This is a genomic window from Streptomyces sp. ISL-43 (genome assembly GCF_018614195.1).
In the GTDB taxonomy this organism is placed as follows: Bacteria; Actinomycetota; Actinomycetes; order Streptomycetales; family Streptomycetaceae; genus Streptomyces.
Genome location: NZ_JAGGOT010000013.1, coordinates 433,423 through 452,781, shown reverse-complemented (window position 1 = coordinate 452,781; position 19,359 = coordinate 433,423). Strand labels below are relative to the sequence as shown.

General features: G+C 72.8%; 16 protein-coding genes. 8 read left to right on the top strand and 8 right to left on the bottom strand.

Going from position 1 to position 19,359, the window contains the following annotated elements; all coding sequences use genetic code 11:
• Positions 1 to 481: 481 nt before the first annotated feature.
• Together J7F03_RS10085 and ptsP are read left to right on the top strand one after the other, a co-directional pair.
• Positions 482 to 931: a PTS glucose transporter subunit IIA gene (locus tag J7F03_RS10085; protein WP_214948302.1), complete on the top strand. Its 450-nt coding sequence runs from the start codon at positions 482 to 484 to the stop codon at positions 929 to 931.
• 73 nt (positions 932 to 1,004) lie between these two features.
• On the top strand, positions 1,005 to 2,675 hold the full coding sequence (ptsP, locus tag J7F03_RS10080) for a phosphoenolpyruvate--protein phosphotransferase (RefSeq protein ID WP_214948301.1): 1,671 nt from the start codon (positions 1,005 to 1,007) through the stop codon (positions 2,673 to 2,675).
• An 89-nt stretch (positions 2,676 to 2,764) separates the two neighbouring features.
• Here the strand turns inward: ptsP and J7F03_RS10075 are convergent, their stop codons facing one another.
• Complete coding sequence (locus J7F03_RS10075) at positions 2,765 to 3,679, bottom strand: hypothetical protein (RefSeq protein ID WP_214948300.1); 915 nt, start codon at positions 3,677 to 3,679, stop codon at positions 2,765 to 2,767.
• 69 nt (positions 3,680 to 3,748) lie between these two features.
• On the bottom strand, positions 3,749 to 5,725 hold the full coding sequence (locus J7F03_RS10070; protein ID WP_214948299.1) for an acetoacetate--CoA ligase: 1,977 nt from the start codon (positions 5,723 to 5,725) through the stop codon (positions 3,749 to 3,751).
• A gap of 227 nt (positions 5,726 to 5,952) precedes the next feature.
• Between J7F03_RS10070 and J7F03_RS10065 the strand changes: the two genes are divergently transcribed.
• Positions 5,953 to 8,376 (top strand): glycoside hydrolase family 31 protein, encoded by a 2,424-nt coding sequence (locus J7F03_RS10065; protein ID WP_214948298.1) that lies wholly within the window; start codon positions 5,953 to 5,955, stop codon positions 8,374 to 8,376.
• A gap of 37 nt (positions 8,377 to 8,413) precedes the next feature.
• Here the strand turns inward: J7F03_RS10065 and J7F03_RS10060 are convergent, their stop codons facing one another.
• Positions 8,414 to 10,264, bottom strand: coding sequence for a M1 family aminopeptidase (locus tag J7F03_RS10060; protein WP_214948297.1), 1,851 nt, complete (start codon positions 10,262 to 10,264; stop codon positions 8,414 to 8,416).
• Positions 10,265 to 10,438: 174 nt separating this feature from the next.
• Positions 10,439 to 10,948 carry an NUDIX domain-containing protein gene (locus tag J7F03_RS10055; RefSeq protein WP_214948296.1) on the bottom strand — a complete coding sequence of 170 codons (510 nt, stop codon included), beginning with the start codon at positions 10,946 to 10,948 and terminating at the stop codon, positions 10,439 to 10,441.
• A 50-nt stretch (positions 10,949 to 10,998) separates the two neighbouring features.
• On the opposite strand from J7F03_RS10055, the gene J7F03_RS10050 reads away from it, so the two are divergent.
• The 4 genes from J7F03_RS10050 (at position 10,999) to J7F03_RS10035 (ending at position 13,743) form a co-directional block, all read left to right on the top strand.
• Positions 10,999 to 11,646 carry a M15 family metallopeptidase gene (locus tag J7F03_RS10050; RefSeq protein ID WP_251071697.1) on the top strand — a complete coding sequence of 216 codons (648 nt, stop codon included), beginning with the start codon at positions 10,999 to 11,001 and terminating at the stop codon, positions 11,644 to 11,646.
• Positions 11,647 to 11,659: 13 nt separating this feature from the next.
• Complete coding sequence (locus J7F03_RS10045) at positions 11,660 to 11,998, top strand: DUF962 domain-containing protein (protein ID WP_214948294.1); 339 nt, start codon at positions 11,660 to 11,662, stop codon at positions 11,996 to 11,998.
• A gap of 63 nt (positions 11,999 to 12,061) precedes the next feature.
• Entirely contained in the window at positions 12,062 to 12,556 is a 495-nt protein-coding gene (locus tag J7F03_RS10040) for a zinc ribbon domain-containing protein (RefSeq protein WP_214948293.1), read from the top strand.
• Positions 12,553 to 13,743: a lipid-transfer protein gene (locus J7F03_RS10035; protein ID WP_214948292.1), complete on the top strand. Its 1,191-nt coding sequence runs from the start codon at positions 12,553 to 12,555 to the stop codon at positions 13,741 to 13,743. Before J7F03_RS10040 ends, J7F03_RS10035 begins: the two co-directional genes overlap by 4 nt.
• Before the next feature lie 289 nt (positions 13,744 to 14,032).
• On the opposite strand, the gene J7F03_RS10030 is transcribed toward J7F03_RS10035, so the two are convergent.
• Genes J7F03_RS10030 through J7F03_RS10015 form a run of 4 tightly spaced genes read right to left on the bottom strand, consistent with a single transcriptional unit; the run spans position 14,033 to position 18,569 of the window.
• Entirely contained in the window at positions 14,033 to 14,659 is a 627-nt protein-coding gene (locus J7F03_RS10030; RefSeq protein ID WP_214948291.1) for an ATP/GTP-binding protein, read from the bottom strand.
• On the bottom strand, positions 14,640 to 15,098 hold the full coding sequence (locus tag J7F03_RS10025; protein WP_214948290.1) for a DUF742 domain-containing protein: 459 nt from the start codon (positions 15,096 to 15,098) through the stop codon (positions 14,640 to 14,642). Before J7F03_RS10025 ends, J7F03_RS10030 begins: the two co-directional genes overlap by 20 nt.
• 10 nt (positions 15,099 to 15,108) lie before the next feature.
• Positions 15,109 to 15,546 (bottom strand): roadblock/LC7 domain-containing protein, encoded by a 438-nt coding sequence (locus tag J7F03_RS10020; protein ID WP_214948289.1) that lies wholly within the window; start codon positions 15,544 to 15,546, stop codon positions 15,109 to 15,111.
• Positions 15,543 to 18,569, bottom strand: coding sequence for a nitrate- and nitrite sensing domain-containing protein (locus J7F03_RS10015; protein WP_374104297.1), 3,027 nt, complete (start codon positions 18,567 to 18,569; stop codon positions 15,543 to 15,545). Before J7F03_RS10015 ends, J7F03_RS10020 begins: the two co-directional genes overlap by 4 nt.
• Positions 18,570 to 18,854: 285 nt before the next feature.
• Here J7F03_RS10015 and J7F03_RS10010 point away from each other — a divergent pair, with 285 nt between their 5' ends.
• On the top strand, positions 18,855 to 19,358 hold the full coding sequence (locus tag J7F03_RS10010; protein WP_374104296.1) for a hypothetical protein: 504 nt from the start codon (positions 18,855 to 18,857) through the stop codon (positions 19,356 to 19,358).
• Position 19,359: the final 1 nt, after the last annotated feature.

The window sequence follows — 19,359 nt, the reverse complement described above, 5'->3', positions numbered from 1 at the left end:
CGGGCGCTTCCTTCGTTCTTGCGTTTCCGACTCTATCAGAGCCGGTCTCGCTTGTTTTCCGCCTTCCGGTTCTTCGCTTTCGCGTTTCCCTTTCCGGCGGTTCCGACTCTATCAGTCCTTTTCCGTCTCCCTGACCACTCTCCGTTTGCCGAATAGGCGCGCAGAAAAGCGTCAGGGTCAAGATCGGTAGTGAAAGAGGAGGATGCCCGTCCATCAGCCGTTCGCGAGATGTTCACGCGGGGCTTCCTGGCGGGAGTCACGACAGTACAGGTCCGCCAGTGCCCAGGCAAATCGATTCAGGCGTATGGTCTAGTCCACTAGGTTGTCACCCGACCCCCTCGGGACCTCCTGCCTGACCTCTGTACAAGAGGTGCAGTTCGGGCGGAACCGGGACGTCTCATGACTTACCCTTCTCAAAGTAAGCCGTCCAGGACAGGTTGTGACGGCGACACGAAGAAGCCCCACCCCTGGGAGGCCCCCCATGACCAGCGTGACGTCCCCACTCGCCGGGACCGCCATCGGACTCGCGGCAGTGCCCGATCCGGTGTTCTCCGGCGCGATGGTGGGACCCGGCACCGCTATCAAGCCCGTGCAGGAGCCCTCGGAGGCGGTGGCCCCCGTCGACGGTGTGGTCGTCTCCCTGCACCCGCACGCGTACGTCGTCGTCGACGACGAAGGACACGGTGTGCTCACCCACCTGGGCATCGACACCGTCCAGCTCAACGGCGAGGGCTTCGAGCTCCTCGTCAACAAGGGCGACACCGTGAGTCGCGGCCAGGCCGTCATCCGCTGGAACCCTGCTGCCGTCGAGGCCGCGGGCAAGTCCTCCATCTGCCCCATCGTGGCGCTGGAGGCCACCGCGGACTCCCTCTCCGACGTGGTCGAGTCCGGCGACGTGAAGGCGTCGGACGTCCTCTTCAGCTGGCAGTGACGTGTCCGCCTCCATAGGCGAGTCGGACATCCATCGCGGCGGCGGGGCCGTCGCTCAATCGGAGACGGGTGAAATGGAGACAACGCTGCGAGGCGTCGGCGTGAGCCACGGTGTGGCGATCGGCGAGGTTCGGCACATGGGCACGGCGGTTCTCGAGCCGCCGGCGAAGCAGATCAACGCGGACGAGGCGGAGCGCGAACAGGGGCGCGCCCGTCAGGCCGTGGAAGCTGTGTCGGCCGACCTGATCGCGCGCGGCCAGCTGGCCGGTGGCGAGGCTCAGCACGTGCTCGAGGCCCAGGCGATGATCGCCACGGACCCCGAGCTGATGACGGACGTCGACCGGCGGATCGCCGTCGGAAGCACCGCCGAGCGCGGTGTGTACGACGCCTTCTCCCACTACCGCGAGCTCCTCGCGGGTGCCGGCGAGTACATGGCCGGCCGCGTCGCCGACCTGGACGACGTGCGCAACCGCATCGTCGCGCGCCTGCTCGGCGTGCCGATGCCGGGTGTGCCGGACAGCGACGAGCCGTACGTGCTGATCGCGCGTGACCTCGCTCCCGCCGACACCGCTCTGCTCGACCCGGCGCTGGTCCTCGGTTTCGTGACCGAGGAAGGCGGGCCGACCAGCCACAGCGCGATCCTCGCGCGGGCGCTGGGCGTGCCGGCCATCGTGGCGCTGCCGGGTGCCGGCGAGATCGCCGAGGGCACCCTGATCGCCGTCGACGGCAGCACGGGCGACCTCTTCGTGGACCCTTCCCCGGAGAAGCGGGCCGAGCTGGAGGCCGCGGCCGCCGAGCGCAAGGCGGCGCTCTCCGCTTCGTCCGGTCCGGGTGCGACGTCCGACGGCCACAAGGTGCCGCTGCTGGCCAACATCGGTGGTCCGGCGGACGTGCCGGCCGCCGTCGAGGCGGGGGCCGAGGGTGTGGGCCTGTTCCGCACCGAGTTCCTCTTCCTGGACGACAGCAAGAAGGCGCCGACCGAAGAGAAGCAGATCGAGTCGTACCGCAAGGTGCTCGAGGCCTTCCCCGAGGGTCGTGTCGTCGTACGCGTCCTGGACGCCGGCGCCGACAAGCCGCTGGACTTCCTGACCCCGGCCGACGAGCCGAACCCGGCTCTGGGTGTCCGTGGCCTGCGCTCGCTGCTCGACCACCCGGACGTGCTGCGCACGCAGCTGACCGCACTGGCCAAGGCCGCCGAGGGGCTGCCGGTCTACCTCGAGGTCATGGCCCCGATGGTGGCCGACCGGATCGACGCCAAGGCCTTCGCGGACGCGTGCCGCGATGCCGGCCTGCGGGCGAAGTTCGGCGCGATGGTGGAGATCCCCTCCGCCGCGCTCCGGGCACGCTCGATCCTGCAGGAGGTCGAGTTCCTGTCGCTGGGCACCAACGACCTGGCTCAGTACGCCTTCGCCGCCGACCGGCAGGTCGGCGCCGTGTCGCGGCTGCAGGACCCGTGGCAGCCCGCGCTGCTCGACCTGATCGCCATGTCGGCCGACGCGGCCAGGGCCGAGGGCAAGAGCTGTGGTGTCTGTGGCGAGGCCGCCTCCGACCCGCTGCTGGCCTGTGTGCTGACGGGTCTGGGTGTCACCTCTCTGTCCATGGGTGCCGCTTCGATCCCCTATGTACGCGCGGCGCTCGCCAAGTACACCCTCGCGCAGTGCGAGCGTGCGGCCGCGGCCGCGCGTGCCGCGGAGAGCGCCGAGGAGGCCCGTGTGGCCGCCCAGGCGGTGCTGTCCGGCGAGTAGCCGGACGGTGTCTTGTCGATCGAGGGGCCCTCGCCGGTGGCGAGGGCCCCTCGGCCGTTTCCGGCCGCGGGTCACCCCACTCGTTCGGCTCAGTGGTGGGGGCCCGGTTCGTCGACCTCGTAGCCGGGGCAGTACTCGACGCCCGGTTCGGGGGCGACCGGTTCTCCGGTGTCGGCGTCGGTGCAGTAGGCGTTGAAGACGGCCGCCGCCGAGAGGGGTACCAGGCGGCCGCGGTCCAGGCGCCAGCCGTGGACCCGGTCCCGGAGTCCCTCGGCGGTGCTGCGCAGGACCACTCCCCCGGGTCCGCCCAGCGCCAGGCCCGCGGCGAGGACGGTCACGAAGTCGAGGCCCTCGCGGCCCCCGATCCGGGGCGGCCCGGCCCCGGGAGTGTCGGCGTGCAGCACGGCCAGGAGCTGTTCGTCCTCGGCGGGGACGCTGCACACGAGGTGGTGGTGGCCCGGGCCGGCCCGGTCGACGAGGCGTTTGAGCGCGTCGGCGGCGCGCTCGAGGGAGGCGGTCCCGATGTCCTGTCCGCAGTCGGCGCAGTTGCCGACTCCGGACAGGAGGGTGGTGGCGTACTCCCAGGTGGCTTGGCGGACGGCCTCGTCCACGAGGAGCGGGAGCAGCTCGTCGATGGGCTGGCCGGCGTACGGGAGTCCGCTGCCGCCGGCCAGTTCGGCGGTGAACCGGGTGCGGCCGCCGGGGGTGTCCGGATCGAGTCCCTGCCGGGCGCAGTACTCGGCGTAGTCCTCGGGGTCGAAGAGGGCGACGGTGGTGTGGATGCCCTGGGCCGCCAGCGAGCGGAGCAGGCGCTCGACGTGGTCGAGGTAGTCGCGGTGGTCGTCGAAGGCGAAGCTGCGGTAGGCGCGCATGGCCGCGAAGTCCCCGGCGTCGGCCAGGAGGCCGACGGTGCTGGGGGCTTCGCGGCGCAGTGTGCGGCGCCTGCTGGTGCGGGCGGGTCGTCCCGCCGTGGTTCCGGTCCTGCTGTCGTCGGAGCGTGGCATCGGTTCCCCCTGGGTGCGCAGTCACGTGCTCACTCAGAGTAATCACTGCCACTGACAGTGGCGTCGGGCTCAGGCCCGGGTGCGGGCGAGCTCCTCGTAGAAGTGCAGGAGGTCCAGGTTGTCGACGGAGCCGGGGTTGACCGCCTTGGCCATGGGGGCGCCTTGGAGGAGGCGCTTGACCGGGACTTCGATGCGCTTGCCGGTGAGGGTGTGCGGGATGCCCGGGACCTCGATGATCTCGTCGGGGACGTGCCGCGGGGAGAGCTCCTCGCGGATCGTCGCCTTGATCCGGGCGCGGAGGTCCTCGTCGAGGACGGCGCCGGGCGCGAGGTGGACGAAGAGCGGCATCCAGTAGCCGCCGTTCGCCTCTTCCAGGCCGATGACCAGGGATTCCTTGATCTCGGGGAGCCTCTCCACGGCCTCGTAGATATCGGCGGAGCCCATCCGGACGCCCTGGCGGTTCAGGGTGGAGTCGGAGCGGCCGTGGATGACGACGGAGCCGTAGTCGGTGATCGTGATCCAGTCACCGTGGCGCCAGACGCCGGGGAACATCTCGAAGTAGCTGTCGCGGTAGCGGCTGCCGTCGGGGTCGTTCCAGAAGCGGATCGGCATGGACGGCATCGGGTTGGTGACGACGAGCTCGCCGACTTCGCCGATGACGGGCTTGCCCGCGGGGTCCCAGGCCTGGAGGTCCGTGCCCAGGCAGGCGGCCTGGAGCTCGCCGATGTGGACCGGGAGGGTGGGGACGGCGCCGGCGAAGCAGCTGCAGACGTCGGTGCCGCCGCTGACGGAGGCGATCCAGAGGTCCTCGGCCACCTCGTCGTGCAGCCAGCGGAAGCCGTCCGGGGGCAGCGGGGAGCCGGTGGTGGCCACGCACTTCACGGAGGAGAGGTCGAAGTCGCGGGCGGGATGGACCTCCGCCTTGCGGCAGGCCATCACGTAGGCGGCGGAAGTCCCGTACAGGGTGGCTTTGGTCCGCTCCGCGATGCGCCATTGGGCACCGGTGTCGGGGAATCCCGGGCTGCCGTCGTAGAGCACGACGGTGGTTCCGGTGAGCAGGCCGGAGACGAGGAAGTTCCACATCATCCAGCCGGTGGAGGTGTACCAGAAGAACCGGTCCTCGGGGCCGAGGTCGCAGTGCAGGCCGATCTGCTTGAGGTGTTCGAGGAGGATCCCGCCCTGGGACTGGACGATGGCCTTGGGCAGGCCGGTCGTGCCGGAGGAGTAGAGGACCCAGAGGGGATGGTCGAAGGGGACCGCCTCGAAGACGGGCTCGGTGTCGGCGGAGGTCAGGTCCGCCCAGGTGAGGGCGCCCGCGGGGGTCGGCGTACCGAGGAGCGGGATGTGGACGACGGCGCGCAGCGAGGGGAGCTCGGCGCGCAGCTCGGCGACGGTGTCGCGGCGGTCGTGCTCCTTGCCGCCGTAGCGGTAGCCGTCGACGGTGAAGAGGACGACGGGCTCGACCTGCTGGAAGCGGTCCAGGACGCTGCGGGCGCCGAAATCGGGGGCGCAGGAGGTCCAGACGGCGCCGACGGCGGCGGTGGCGAGGAGTGCGGTGACGGCCTCGGGGATGTTGGGGAGGTAGCCGCTGACCCGGTCTCCGGGGCGTACGCCCAGGGCGCGCAGTTCGGCGGCGAGCGCGCCGACCTGGCGGCGGAGCTCGGCCCAGGTGACGGGGGTGAGCTCGTGGGTCTCGTCCACGTGGAGCAGGGCCGCGTCGGCGGCGCGTGCCGGGTCCTCGGCGGCGCGCAGGGCGTGCTCGGCGTAGTTGAGGGTGGCGCCCGGGAACCAGCGGGCACCCGGCATGGACCGGTCCGCGAGGACGGCCTCGTAGGGAGTGGTGAAGCGTACGTCGAACCACTCGGCGACGGCCTGCCAGAAGGTGTCGAGCTCGTCGACGGACCAGCTGTGCAGGGCCGGGTAGCCGCCGTCGGCGGGGGCTCCGTGGTGTTCGGCGGCCCAGGCCTGGAAGGCGGTGATCCGGGCCGCGGCGATCCGGTCGGGGCCAGGCGCCCAGAGGGGCTCGGGTGGGGTGGCTGCGGTCATGGGTCGGCTCCCGGTCACGTCTGCGGCTCGCGCTTCGTGGGCGTGTCGTGTGGTGTTCGTACGGTGCCACCGCGCGGGGGGTGTCCACGCGAAGGCTCACAGGGACGATGCCATGTGATCGACATCCGCACCAGAGCCGTCATCGACGGTCGGTTGTGATCCTTTTGAGAGTGAACGGCAGTTGAACGCCACCTTCTGGGCCGGGTGCCGGTGGCAGGGTGGGCGCCATGGACGGTCGTGAGCTGGTGCGTGCGGTACGGGACCTCGGCAGTGAGCGGGGGCGGCGCGCCTGGCGCTCGGCCTGGCGCAACGGGCGCGTGGACGCGGCGGGGCTCGCACCCCGGGGCGCGGAGCGGGCGCGGGTGCCGGGCCTGCTGACGGGTACGGAGCCCCTGCCGGGCGGGGGCGTACTGCGGTTCACCCGTTCGGAGCTGCTCGTACGGGTCACCGCGGGCGGGGCGGTGTTCTGGGGCTGGGACGGGGCCTTGCCCACGCCCTCGTACGCGGTGGTCGGCGACGGGCCGGAACCCGATCCGCGCGCCGTCCTGGAGCCGGACACCGCGGGTGGCTGGCGGGTGGTCTCCGAGCGGGTGACGGTGGCGGTGTCCCGGCACGGGGCCGTCGAGGTGCGCACGCCGGGCGGTGCGGTGCTGCGCCGGGAGCTGCCGCCGCGCTGGTGGGAGCCGGTGCGTCCGGCGGGGAATCCGGCGGACCGAGCGGACGGCGCGCCGGACGCGGCGCCGGCGGGGCCGCGGCCGGCGCGGTGGCTGCTGCGGAGCGAGGTCGCGGCGGACGCGCGGGTCTTCGGGCTCGGCGGGCGGGCGGCGGGGCCCCGCTTGAGGGACGGGTCCTACCGGCTGTGGAACACCGATCCCAAGGGCGGGGTCGGGCCGCGCGTGGACCCCCTGTACATCACCATGCCGGTGCAGCTGGTGGTCGCGGACGCGGGCACGCACCTGGTGTTCCACGACAACTCCTGGGACGGGCGGGTGGTGTTGCGGGAGGGCGAGGAGGGCGCCGGCTCCGGCGCGGACCGTCCGGGGTCGTGCGAACTGCGCATGGAGGGCGGCCCCTTGCGGTGCTGGGTGCTGGTGGGTCCGCCGGGGCGGGTGCTGCAGGGCTGGTCGGGGCTGACCGGCGCGGCCGCCGTGCCGCCGGAGTGGGCGCTCGGCTACCAGCACGCGCGGTGGGGGTTCGGGAGCGCCGCGGAGGTGCGCCGGATCGTGGCCGGTTACGCGGAGCGGGGGCTGCCGCTGTCGGCCGTCCACCTGGACATCGACCACTACGACGGCCACCGGGTCTTCACCGTCGACCGCGACACCTTTCCCGATCTGCCGGGCCTCGCGAAGGAGTTGGCCGGGTCGGGGGTTCGGCTGGTCTCGATCGTCGACCCGGCGGTCAAGGCGGGCGACGCGGTCCACACCTCGGGCCTGGCGGTCGGCGCGCGCGGGGCCTTCGTACGGGACGCGGCGGGCCGGGAGGTCCGGGGCGAGGTGTGGCCGGGCGAGTGCGCGTACCCGGACTTCACCGATCCCGAGGCGCGGGAGTGGTGGGGCGGGCTGTACGCGGAGCGCCTCGCGCAGGGCTTCGCCGGCGTCTGGCACGACATGAACGAGCCGGTGTCCTTCGCGCCCTTCGGGGACCGGACGCTCCCCCGCTCGGCGCGGCACGTACTGGACGGGGCCGGCGGGGACCACCGGGAGGCGCACAACGTGTACGCGCTCGGGATGGCGCGGGCGGGCTGGGAGGGTCTCGTACGACTGCGCCCGGCCGAGCGGCCGTTCCTCTTCTCCCGGTCGGGGTGGGCGGGGATGCAGCGGTACGGGGGCACGTGGTCGGGGGACGTGGAGAGCAGCTGGGACGGGCTGCGGGCCTCGCTGGCGCTGGTCCTGGGGCTCGGCCTGTGCGGCGTGCCGTACTCGGGGCCCGATGTCGGCGGGTTCTGGGGCTCGCCCTCCCCCGAGCTGTATCTGCGGTGGATGCAACTGGGCGCGTACCTGCCGATGTTCCGGACCCACTCGGCGATCTGGGCGGGCCGGCGCGAACCGTGGGAGTTCGGGCCGGATACGACGGCTGCCGCGCGGACGGTCCTGGCGGAACGGGAGCGGCTGCGGCCGTACTTCGTCACGCTGGCCCACCTCGCGCGGCGGACCGGCGCCCCCTACGTGCGCCCCCTGTGGTGGGGGGCACCGGAGGACCGGACGCTGCGGGACTGCGAGGACGCCTTCCTGTTGGGCGACGCGCTGCTCGTGGCTCCGGTGCTGGAGTGCGGGGCGGACCGGCGGGCGGTGCGACTGCCCCGGGGACGCTGGTACGACACGGCGACGGGCGAGGCGTACGAGGGGCCGGGCCAGGTCCTGCTGGACGCGCCGGCGGATCGGATCCCGGTGCTGGCACGGGCGGGCTCGCTGCTGCCGGTCCGGGCGCCCGACGGGTCGGTGGCCCTGGAGGCGTGGGCCCCGGCGCGGGGCCGCACGGGCGGCGGGGTGGTGATCCGCGATCCGGGCCCGGGCTTCGAGCCGGGCGAGGTGGAGCGGTACGCGGTGCGGTGGGCCGGGGACGCGGTGGTGGTGGAGGACGGGGCCGGGGCGCCGGTGGAGGGCGTGATGGTGCGGGGGTTCGGGCAGTCGGCTCCGGTTCGCCGCGGGTGACGCCGGGTGGCGCCCGCCGCGGCGGACCGGTCCCCGGTCAGCCGTCGATGCGGTGCTGGGTCCAGAAGGAGGTCAGGTCCGTGGTCGTGGCGGCCTGGGCGGCCGTCTTGAACTCGGCCGTGGTGGAGACTCCGTACCAGTGCGAAGTGGCGTAGTCCTTGAGCAGTTTGGCCATGGCGGAGTCACCGAGGACGCGGCGCAGGTCGTGCAGGGCGCACTTGCCGTAGCCGTAGATGACGGTGGAGTACCGGGAGGAGTGGGTGTCCCAGTAGGCCATCGAGTTGCTGATCTTCTCCGCGGAGGAGGCCCAGGAGACGCTGCTCCAGCAGCCGGTACCCGTCTTGTTCTGTGCCAGGTCGGTGGCGTAGTCGGTGAACGCCTCGTCGAGCCACGGGTTGTTGTACTGGTCGTCGCCGACGATTCCGTAGAACCACTGGTGGGCGATCTCGTGGGTGAGTGCCGTGGTGCTGACCAGGTCGAGGACGAAGCCGGGGTACTCCATGCCGCCGAACCAGAAGTTGTTGTCGATCACCGCGTCGAGTTCGCCGTACGGGTACGCCCCGAACCTGGCCGAGTGGGCGTCCACGGCGGATTTCGCGGTGGTGAGCATCGACTGGGCGTCGGCCGAGGTGATGCCCGAGACGGAGTAGACGTTGACCGGTGTTCCGGCGGCCGAGGTGCCGGAGATCTTGCTGAACGGGCCCGCCGCCCAGGCGAAGTCGCGGACCTTGGAGGCGGTGGCGGTGGTGACCGTGCGCCCGCTGGTGCCCGGGGTGTCGACCGACCCGCCCGTGGCCGGTACGAGCAGGCCGCTCGGGTGGTCGAGGGCCACGCTGAAGTCGGAGGCCAGCGAGTAGAACGACTCGCCATTGTTGGTGTAGGGGTCCAGGTGCCAGCCGGCCCCGTCCCGGACCGCGAGCACCGGCAGGGCGTTGCCGATGAAGGAGAAGGCCCCGTCGTGACCGAACCGGTCGGCGCCGCTCGGCACGGTGATGCCGAGATCGAAGCCGATCGTGGCGCTCTGTCCCTGCGTCAGCGGCGTCGGCAGGGTGATCTGGAGGGCGGTGCAGCCGACCGAGAGCGCGCCCGCGGTGCCGCCCGTGACGTTGCTGACGACGATGGGCATGGCGGAGCAGGTGCCGTGGTAGTTGTCCCAGAGCCTCAGGTACACCTCGCCGAGCGCGGTGGCGGAGGCGTTGGTGAAGGTCGCGCTCTCGTGGCCGGTCCAGACGGTGCCGCTCGCGTTGCTGCTCAGGCTGACGTTGTACGCGGGCGAGGCCGGCGTACGCGTGGAGTCGCCCGGCGGGGTGGTGCCGCCGGAGGTGTCGAGGGCGACGTCGTCGACGACGAAGCTCGTCTGCAGGCTGGAGTCCTCGGTGCCGGTGAAGACGAGGTTCACGCTCTGGCCGGCGAAGGCCGAGACGTCGAAGGACTTCTGGACGTAGCCGGTGTTCTTGTCGAGGTTCGAGTACGTCGCCAGGGTCGTGGCGCCGATCTTCGCCGTCAGCTTGTCGTACTTCGTCGACGAGGTGGTCTCGGCGGTCGTGACGCGCAGCCAGAAGGTGAGCGTCGCCGTACTGCATCCGGAGGGGACGGTGACGCCCTGGGAGAGGGTGTCGGTGTGCGTGCTGCCGACGCCGCCCAGCCAGGCGAAGTAGGCGCCGCCGTGGGCGCTCTGGCCGGCGCGGTTGGTGATCACGCTGGTCTGCGACTGGGTCCAGGGTGAAGTGCCGCTTTCGAAGCCGCCGTTGACGACCGCTTGGGCGGGGGTGCAGGCGGCGGCCGCGGCCGGGGCGGCTGCGGCCTGTGTCGCGGGAAGTACGGAGGCGATCAGCGCGGCGATGGCGAACGCGGTCGCGGTGATGACCTTGTGGGGGGTCGGTCTCACAGGAAACTCCTTTGAGGCGGCCGTGGGGGTGACGGCTGCCGGAAGCCTGGCAGATTTGACCGGTACATGCCATCAGGCGCGGGTAAAGGGTTCGCCTTCCGAACGGACCGCCCCGGAAACCGCGCGGAACCCTCGGCCGCCGTACCGCCGGGCCCGTGGGTGGACGGGGTCCGCTTACGCGTACCGCCCCCGGAACCACTTCCGTGCCACCTTCGTGTGCAGCGGGAACGCCAACTCCCGCGGACCCCGCAGGACGTGCCAGCCCGTCGTCTCGTCGGTGGCGGCGGACGCGGGGAGTGCGTCGGCCGGGCGGACCGGGAGGAGGCCGAAGACGAGCAGGTGGCCGGCCGGGGAGCTGTGGGCGTCGGCCAGGGTGACGTCGCGGGCGGGGGCGTGGATGCCGGTCTCCTCGCGGAGTTCGCGGACGACCGACTCGCGCCAGTCCTCGCCGAAGTCCATGAAGCCGCCGGGCAGGGCGACGCCGCCGAGGGCCGGCTCGATGGTGCGCGTGATGACCACCAGGCCGGTGCCCGCCTCGTCCTCGACGGGAAGCAGGGCGACCGCCACCGGGAGGGGGTTGCGGTAGGCGACGGCGCCGCACGAGGGGCACGCGCGCGGCCACACGGCCGAATCGAACAGTGCTCCACAGGTGGAGCAGTGCGAGTCCCTCAGGTGTGCCGGCATGCGGCGATGGTATGCCAAGGGGCATGCGGACGCTGGCTGTTGTGAGCTGTATGGGAGCGCTGTTGAGCGGGGCTCCCGCCCCCGGATTCACGGCCTTGGCCCGGGTCGATCCGACGATCGGCCAGGACATGCGGTACGCCACCGCCCACAACTTCACCGGCGCCGTCGTGGACGGCTACGAGGAGCCCGTCTGCCTGCTCGCCCGGCCCGCCGCCGAGGCCCTCGGGCGGGCGCAGCGCGAGGTGCTGCGGCACGGGTACTCCCTCCTCGTGTACGACTGCTACCGGCCGCAGCGGGCCGTGGACCGGTTCGTGCGGTGGGCCGGGGACGGGGCGGACCAGCGGACCAAGGCGGAGTTCTATCCCGCGGTGGAGAAGGACCGGCTGATCCCGGAGGGGTACATCGCCGAGAAGTCCGGGCACAGCCGCGGGAGCACGGTCGACGTGACGCTCACGGACCTTCGTCGCGAACCCCTCGACATGGGGACCCCCTTCGACTTCTTCGATCCGCTGGCGCACACCGACGACCCCCGTGTCACGGGCCGCGCCCGCGATCACCGGGAGCTCCTGCGGGGCGCGCTGGCCGCCCAGGGGTTCGTGAACCTGCCCGAGGAGTGGTGGCACTTCACCTACCGGCCGGAGGCGTTCCCGGACACGTACTTCGACTTTCCCGTCTCTGTCGCGGCCGTCGGGCCGTGAGTACGGTGCCGGCATGACTTTCAGTTCGTACGAGGAATTCTGGCCCTACTACGTCGCCATGCACTCCCGAGCCGCCACCCGCTGGGTCCACCTCGCCGGCACCCTCACCGGCCTCGCGCTCACCACCTATGGGCTGGCGCGCGGCCGGCGGCGCTACGTCGCGGCGCTGCCCCTCATCGGGTACGGGACCGCCTGGCCGGCGCACTTCCTGATCGAGAAGAACAACCCGGCCACCTTCGGGAATCCGGGGTGGTCGCTGCGCGGGGACGCGCAGATGATCCGGATGATGCTGACCGGACGGGACGCGGAGCTGGGCGAGATCGCGCGGAAGTGGCTCGCCGCGAACGGGTGACCGGTGGCGCCTTCCCGTGACAGACTTCTGACGGTCCATCAGATTCTGGTTTCGGGAGGGGTCTTGGAACGCACACGCACACCCGTCGTCGACGGGTGGTTCACGGAGGGCGACACCGGCGCGGGCGCGGGCCCGGGCGCCGATACGGGGACCGGTACCGGCTTCCGCCTGCTCGGCACCCGGTGCTCCGCCTGCGCCGCCGTGTTCTTCCCGCGCGAGGACGCGTACTGCCGCAATCCGCGCTGCCCCGGCGGCGGTGAGCTCGCCGAGACTCCGCTGTCCCCGCGCGGCCGGGTCTGGTCCTACACCGACGGGCGGTACCGGCCGCCGGCCCCGTACGTGTCCGACCCGGACGCGCCCTGGACCCCGTACACCCTGGTCGCCGTGGAGCTGGAGGCCGAGGGGATGGTCGTGCTCGGCCAGACGGCTCCCGGGGTGGGCGTCGCCGATCTGGCGGTCGGGATGGAGGTCGAGGTCGTGGCCGGCGTACTGAACGAGGACGCGGCCGGCACCACTTGGACGACCTGGCACTTCCGGCCGGTGGGGGTGGACCGGTGAGCGCCGACATCGCCGTCCTGGGGGCCGGCATGCACCCGTGGGGCAAGTGGGGCCGCAGCTTCGTCGAGTACGGGCGGGCCGCCGCCCTGGCCGCGCTCGCCGACGCGGGGCTCCGGTGGACGGACGTGCAGTCCATCGTCGGGGCCGACACCGTACGGTCGGGCTACCCGGGCTACGTGGCCGGCGCCACCTTCGCCCAGGCGCTCGGCTGGCAGGGGGCTCGCGTGACCAGCGTGTACGCGGCCTGCGCCTCCGGGGCCCAGGCCGTCGGGGCGGCCCGGGCGCAGATCCTGGCCGGGCTCGCCGACGTCGTGCTGGTGGTCGGGGCGGACGCCGCCCCCAAGGGGTTCTTCGCCCCCGCGGGCGGGGACCGGCCGGACGACCCGGACTGGCTGCGCTTCCGGGTGCTGGGGGCCACGAACCCGGCGTACTTCGCGCTGTACGCCCGCCGCCGCATGGCCCTGTACGGGGACACCGGCGAGGACTTCGCACAGGTCAAGGTGAAGAACGCGGCCGCCGGTCTGCTGAACCCGAACGCCCGCTACCGCAAGGCCGTGACGGCCGAGGAGGTCGCCGCCTCGGCGATCGTGGCCGATCCGCTGCGGCTGCTCGACATCTGCGCCACCTCCGACGGCGGCGCCGCGCTCGTGCTGAGCAGCATGGACTTCGCGCGCTCGCGGGGGATCGCGGACCCGGTGCGGATCCGGGCCGTGTCCACGGTGACTCCCACCTATCCCCGTACGGTCCTGGACCTGCCGGACATCGCCACCGACTCGGTGACCGGCGCGGCGCCCGCGCCCGGCTCCTTCCGGTCCTCGATCGCGCGGGCCGCCTACGAGGAGGCGGGGCTGGGACCGGACGACCTCTCGCTCGCCGAGGTGTACGACCTGTCCACCGCGCTGGAGCTCGAGTGGTACGAGGACATCGGCCTGTGCGGGGAGGGCGAGGGGGCCAAGCTCGTACGGGAGGGCGCGACCGCGCTCGGCGGCCGGATCCCCGTCAACACCAGCGGCGGGCTGGCCTCCTTCGGGGAGGCGGTGCCGGCGCAGGCCATCGCGCAGGTGTGCGAGCTGACGTGGCAGCTGCGGGGGACGGCCGGGGAGCGGCAGGTGCCGGGCGCGCGGGCCGGGATCACTGCGAACCAGGGGCTGTTCGGCCACGGGTCGGCGGTCATCGCCGTCCGGTAGCGCCGTCCGGTAGCGCAGTCCGGTCGAGCCATCCGGTAGCGCCGTCCGGTAGCGCCTCCGCGGCCGGGTGTCGCGGCGGCGTGCCGTGGTCGGCGACGCACGGGGTGGACCCGCTGAACAGCCGCTGTTGTCCGAACGCTTGACGGCCCCTGGCGGCGGGTTCACACTCGCTCCACAGTCCCGCTCCGCGACCGGGACACCCGAATCCCCCCATGAGAGCTGCGGCCCGTACCCCAGTCGGCGGGGGTACGGGCCGCCTCCATGTCGGTACCCGGTCCACGGTCCCTGGCTACGCGCCCGCCGTCAGGCTCCGCCGCCGGGCACGGGCCAGCGACATCGCGTGCTCCACGACCCCCACCAGGACGTCCTTGACGGACTCCCGGTCCCGCGCGTCGCACAGCAGCACCGGCACCTCGGGGGTGAGGTCGAGGGCTTCCCGTACGGAGGTCACGGGGTGCCGGTCGGCGCCGTCGAAGCAGTTCACCGCGACGACGAAGGGGATCTCGCGCCGTTCGAAGTAGTCGATGGCGGCGAAGCAGTCGGCGAGGCGGCGGGTGTCGGCGAGGACCACCGCGCCGAGCGAGCCCTGGGCCAGCTCGTCCCACAGGAACCAGAACCGGTCCTGTCCGGGCGTGCCGAACAGGTACAGCACCAGGTCCTCGCGCAGCGTGATGCGCCCGAAGTCCATGGCCACGGTCGTGGTGTTCTTGCCCTCGACTCCCCCGGTGTCGTCGATTCCGCGGCCCGGCTCGGAGAGCCGTTCCTCCGTCCGGAGCGGTCTGATCTCGCTCACCGCACTGACCAGGGTGGTCTTGCCCACCCCGAAACCGCCCGCGACCAGGATCTTCAGGGTCAGCGGCTCGACCGGCGACACGGCATGCATGGCGCCGGCGCGGCTAGAGCGCCCGAAGGCCATCGATCACCTCACGCAGTATGGATTCATCGGGCAGTTCGGCCGGGGGTACCGGCCGGGTCACGTGGACCAGTTCGTCGGCGGCGAGGTCGCCGATCAGGACGCGTACGACGCCGATGGCGAGGTCGAGGTCCGCCGCGAGTTCCGCGACGGACTGCGGGCGTTCCCGGCACAGCCCGAGGATGTGGGCGTGTTCCGGGGACAGCGTCGCGTCCCAGACCGGGTCGTCGGCCGCAGGCTCCGCGACCACGAGCGCGATCAGGTCGAGCCGGTGCTGACCGGCGTGGCTGGTCCGGCCGCGGGTCATCGCGTACGGGCGTACGACGGGACCCGCGTCGTCGTCGAACCACTGGTCTCCGGCCGCGGCGGGTGCCTCCTCGGGGGTCCCGTCGGCGACCGCGCCGGGGGTGCGGGCGGGGTGGTCCTGGCCTGGATCGCTCATGCCGTCCGTCTCACCCTCCGGCGGGTAGCCCGGTGCGCGGGGCGGTCGCCAGGTGGTCACCCACGCGCTTGACCATGAGGGTCATCTCGTACGCCACCTGGCCCACGTCGGAGTCGGAGTCGGCGAGGACCGCCAGGCAGCTGCCGTCGCCGGCCGCCATGACGAAGAGGAACGCCTCGTCCAGCTCGACCACGGTCTGGCGGACCTTGCCCGAGTCGAAGTGGCGGCCGACGCCCTTGGCCAGGCTGTGGAAGCCGGAGGCCACGGCCGCCAGGTGCTCGCTGTCCTCCCGGGTGAGGTCCTTGGAGCTGCCGGTGGGCAGGCCGTCGCCGGAGAGGACCACCGCCTTGCGGATGCTGGCGACCCGGTCGACGAGCTCGTCGAGGAGCCAGTTGAGCGAGCCGGAGCCGCGGCCCCTGGTGTCGTTGCCGGACTGCGGTGCGGTCATCGACCGTCCCCTTCGTTCTCGTATCCCGGTCCGTCGGCGGCAGGGGCGCCGGCCTCGGTCCCGGACTGCGGTGCTGCTTGGTGCGGTGCGTCGTGCGGTGGGTCTTGCCGTGCGTCGTGCCGTGCGTCGTGCCCTGCGTCCTGTCGCGGGTCCTGCTGTGCCTGTTGCGCCTGTTCCTCTTGCGCCTGCTGCCGGGCGTGCTGGTCGCGGCCCGCCGTCCAGCCGCGCTGGAGCGCGGACATGCGGCGCCGTACGTCGTCCGCGTCGCGGTCCGCCATCGGGTCGGCGACCGCGGGTGCGGGAGCCGGGGCGTCCTTGAGCTGGGGCGCGAGGCTGGCCTGGCGGATCCGGCGGGGCAGCCCCGCGGCCGCGCCGTTGCCGGAGGTGGCCGGGCCCGATTCCGCAGCGTCCGGGGCCGGGTCCGGGACCGCCGAGACCGGGCGGGGCTCCACGCGGCGGCCGTGCTCGGCGACCAGGGTCGGGGTGGGGCGGCGGCGCGGGAGCGGTACGGCTCCCGGGGTGCGGGGGCCCTCCGAGCGGGCGGGGTCCTGGCGGGTGGGCTCCAGGCGGACCGGGCCCGTGGGGGGCAGGGACTCGCGGCCCCGGTCGCGGTCCCGGTCGTGGAAGCCGTCCCGGCCCGAGTGACGGTCCACGAGGCGGGCGACGCCGTGGTCCGCGGCGCCGTCCACGGCCCGCTCGCCCGTACGGAACCCCCCGCGCTCCCCGGACGCGTCGGCGGCCCGGTCGCCCCTGCGGTCCGCGATGCGGTCGCCCTTCCAGGCTCCGCCGCGCTCGGTGTGCCGCTCCGCGTGCGGGCGGCCCGCCGGGCGCAGGCCGAGCAGGGCGCTGCGCGAGGTGCCGTTCGGCGGGGTCTCGTCGTCGAGGGTGGCCATGGCGGGCCGGCCCCCCTTGGAGCCGGCGCCGGTCGCGGTGACCCCGGTGAGGCCCGCGACGCCGCTGGGGGTCTCGTCGAGGACGGTGGCGGGGTCGTCCAGCCCCAGCAGGCCGATCGGGGCCTCCAGCTCGACGGGGCCGCGCAGTTCGGCGCCGGCCGGGAGCCGGCGGTCGGCGGGCGCGCCCTCGACGGCCGCCGCCGCGGGGCGGGCGGAGCCGCCGACGGCCTTGCCGCCGGCCAGCCGGATGCCGGTGCCGTTGGTTTCGGGGGCCTCCGTCAGCAGGGCCACCGGGAGGAAGACCACCGCGGTGGTGCCTCCGTAGGGGCTGGGCTGGAGGCCGACCTTGACGTCGTGGCGCTGCGCGAGGCGGCTGACCACGAAGAGGCCGAGACGGTCGGTGTCGGAGAGCTCGAACTCGGGGGTCTCGGCCAGCCGGAGGTTGGCGTCGAGCTGGGCCTCCGGGGTCATGCCGAGGCCCCGGTCGTGGATCTCGAGGGTGAAGCCGTTGGCCACGCGCTCGCCGAGGACCTGGACCGCCGTGTGCGGCGGGGAGAACACGGTGGCGTTCTCCAGGAGTTCGGCGATGAGGTGGGTGACGTCGGCGACCGCCGGGCCTGCGATGCCCAGGCGGGGCAGTCGGCGCACCTCGATGCGCTCGTAGTCCTCGACCTCGGCGACGGCCGCCCGTACGACGTCCATCAGCTGGACGGGCTTGCGCCACTGCCGGGAGGGCGCGGCGCCGGAGAGGATCACCAGGCCCTCGGCGTGGCGGCGCATGCGGGTGGTCATGTGGTCGAGGCGGAAGAGGTCGGCGAGCTCCTCGGTGTCCTCGGTGCGCCGCTCCATGGTGTCGAGCAGGGTGAGCTGGCGGTGCAGCAGCACTTGGTTGCGGCGGGCCAGGTTGACGAAGACCTCGGAAACGCCCCGCCGTAGCTCCGCCTGCTTGACGGCGGCCTCGATGGCCGCGCGCTGGAGGCTGTTGAGGGCCTGGCCGACCTGGCCGACCTCGTCCTTCTCGTACTCCAGGCGGGGCGCCTCGGTCTCCACGTCCACGTGCTCGCCGGCGGCGAGGCGGCGCATCACGCCGGGGAGGCGGACGCCGGAGACCTCGTGGGCCTCCTTGCGGAGCCGGGACAGGTCGCGGATCAGCTCGCGGCCGATGCGTACGGACAGGACGAGGGAGACGAGGAGGGCGATGAAGCCGAGGATGCCGGCGACGGCGGCCTGGACCAGGACGCTCATGGCCACCGGCTCGACGCGCTCTTGGTAGCGGTCGCCGGCGCCGGTGCCCATCTCGGCGAGGTCGTCGAGGACCCTCTGCGCGGCGCCGTCCCACTGGGCGGGGGCGACGTTGCGCGTGGTCTTGCCGGTGCCCGCCGCGATGAACCGTTCCTCCGCCTCGCGCAGGGCCCGGCTCTCGGGGTTGTTCCAGTACTGCTCGAACTGGTCCCGGTCGGCCGACGGGAGGATCGCGAGGTTGAACTCGTAGAGCAGTTTGCGGTTGGCGACGTAGTCGGAGACGCGCCGGATGTCGGCCGGGCTGACGTTGCGGGCGGCGAGGGCCGCCGCGACGACCGCGTCCTCGCGCGAGAGCGTCTCGCGGGCGCGGGTGATGCCGACCAGGGCGCGGCCCTGCTTGTCCATCTCCACGTTCTCGAGTGCGTGAAGGTTCAGCAGGAACTCGTAGCAGGGGTCGACGAGCCGGTTGTAGAGCTCCAGGGCCTGGCCGGTGTCGAGGGAGCCCGAGGAGTCCACCGCGGCGCGCAGGGCGCCGATGCCGTGGAGGGCGTCGAGGATGGAGCGCAGGCGCTGGGCGGTGGCCGCGCTGAGCTCGTCGACGACCTCGGGGTCCTCGGCGTCGGCGGTGATCTTCGCGATCGCCCCGTCGGTTTCGGCGCGGCGCTTGGCGAGCTCGGAGGTGGCGGTGGAGGCGCGGGGGTCGCCGATGACCACGAGGGTCTGGCGGCGTTCCTTCTGGATGACGCGGACGACGTCCTCGATGGGGTAGCCGACCTTGTCGATGACGTAGGCGACATCGAGGAGTTGGACGGCCTGACGGCCCGTGAGCACGGTCGAGAAGCCCCAGAGGGCGGTCAGGGAGACGAGCGGCACAAGGAGCAACGCCACGATCTTCCGGCGGATGGATTTCCCGCGAAAGCGCATGGCCTCCCCAGCCTCCCCAGCTCAACCCCGTTGTCGGGGGTCGGTGTTCCGTCATTTAAACGGCGTGAGCCTACTACTGCCACGACGAAGGTTCGAAGGCGTGTCCGGACGTTTTCGGCCGGGGGCCCGGGGGGAGATCACGAGTTGTCCGATAGCTCCCGCCAAGTGCGGCCCGATATGTGGCAGATGACACTTGGTGCGGCGTCAGTTCCCGCATGAGAATGGATGGCTGGAATTATTCGTTCCGCGATGTTCGCGAGGCGGTGTGCACCTCAGCGATACGGGAATCTCCCGACCGCCTCGTACGTCTACCTGTTCGAGGCGGGCATGACCGGCGCCACCGGGGGCAGGCAGGGGACCATGGGGAAGAAGTACGAGGACGGCGGCGCGGGGTCCGGCGCGCCGGAGCGGTCCCTGTGGGTGGACGGACCGGGACGGCGTCGGATGCCGGACCCCGTGCGGGAGTCGGCGGTGCGCGCGGTGCTGATCGTGGCCGTGACGCTGACCGACGCGACGGTCGCGTTCTTCCTGACGATCACCGGATCCTGGCTGGCCTTCCCGCTGGTGCTCACCGGGATAGCGGGCACCGTCGTGGCCACCTGGGCCGTGCTCGACGTGCTGATCACCCGGCAGACGTGGAACCAGCGGTACGGGGTCCTCTCGGAGCCCAGCAGTACGGCGCGGCCCCGCCGGACGGCCGCGCCCCGAATACCCCGGGACGGCGGCTCCCTGCCCGCCACGGGCCGGCGGTAGG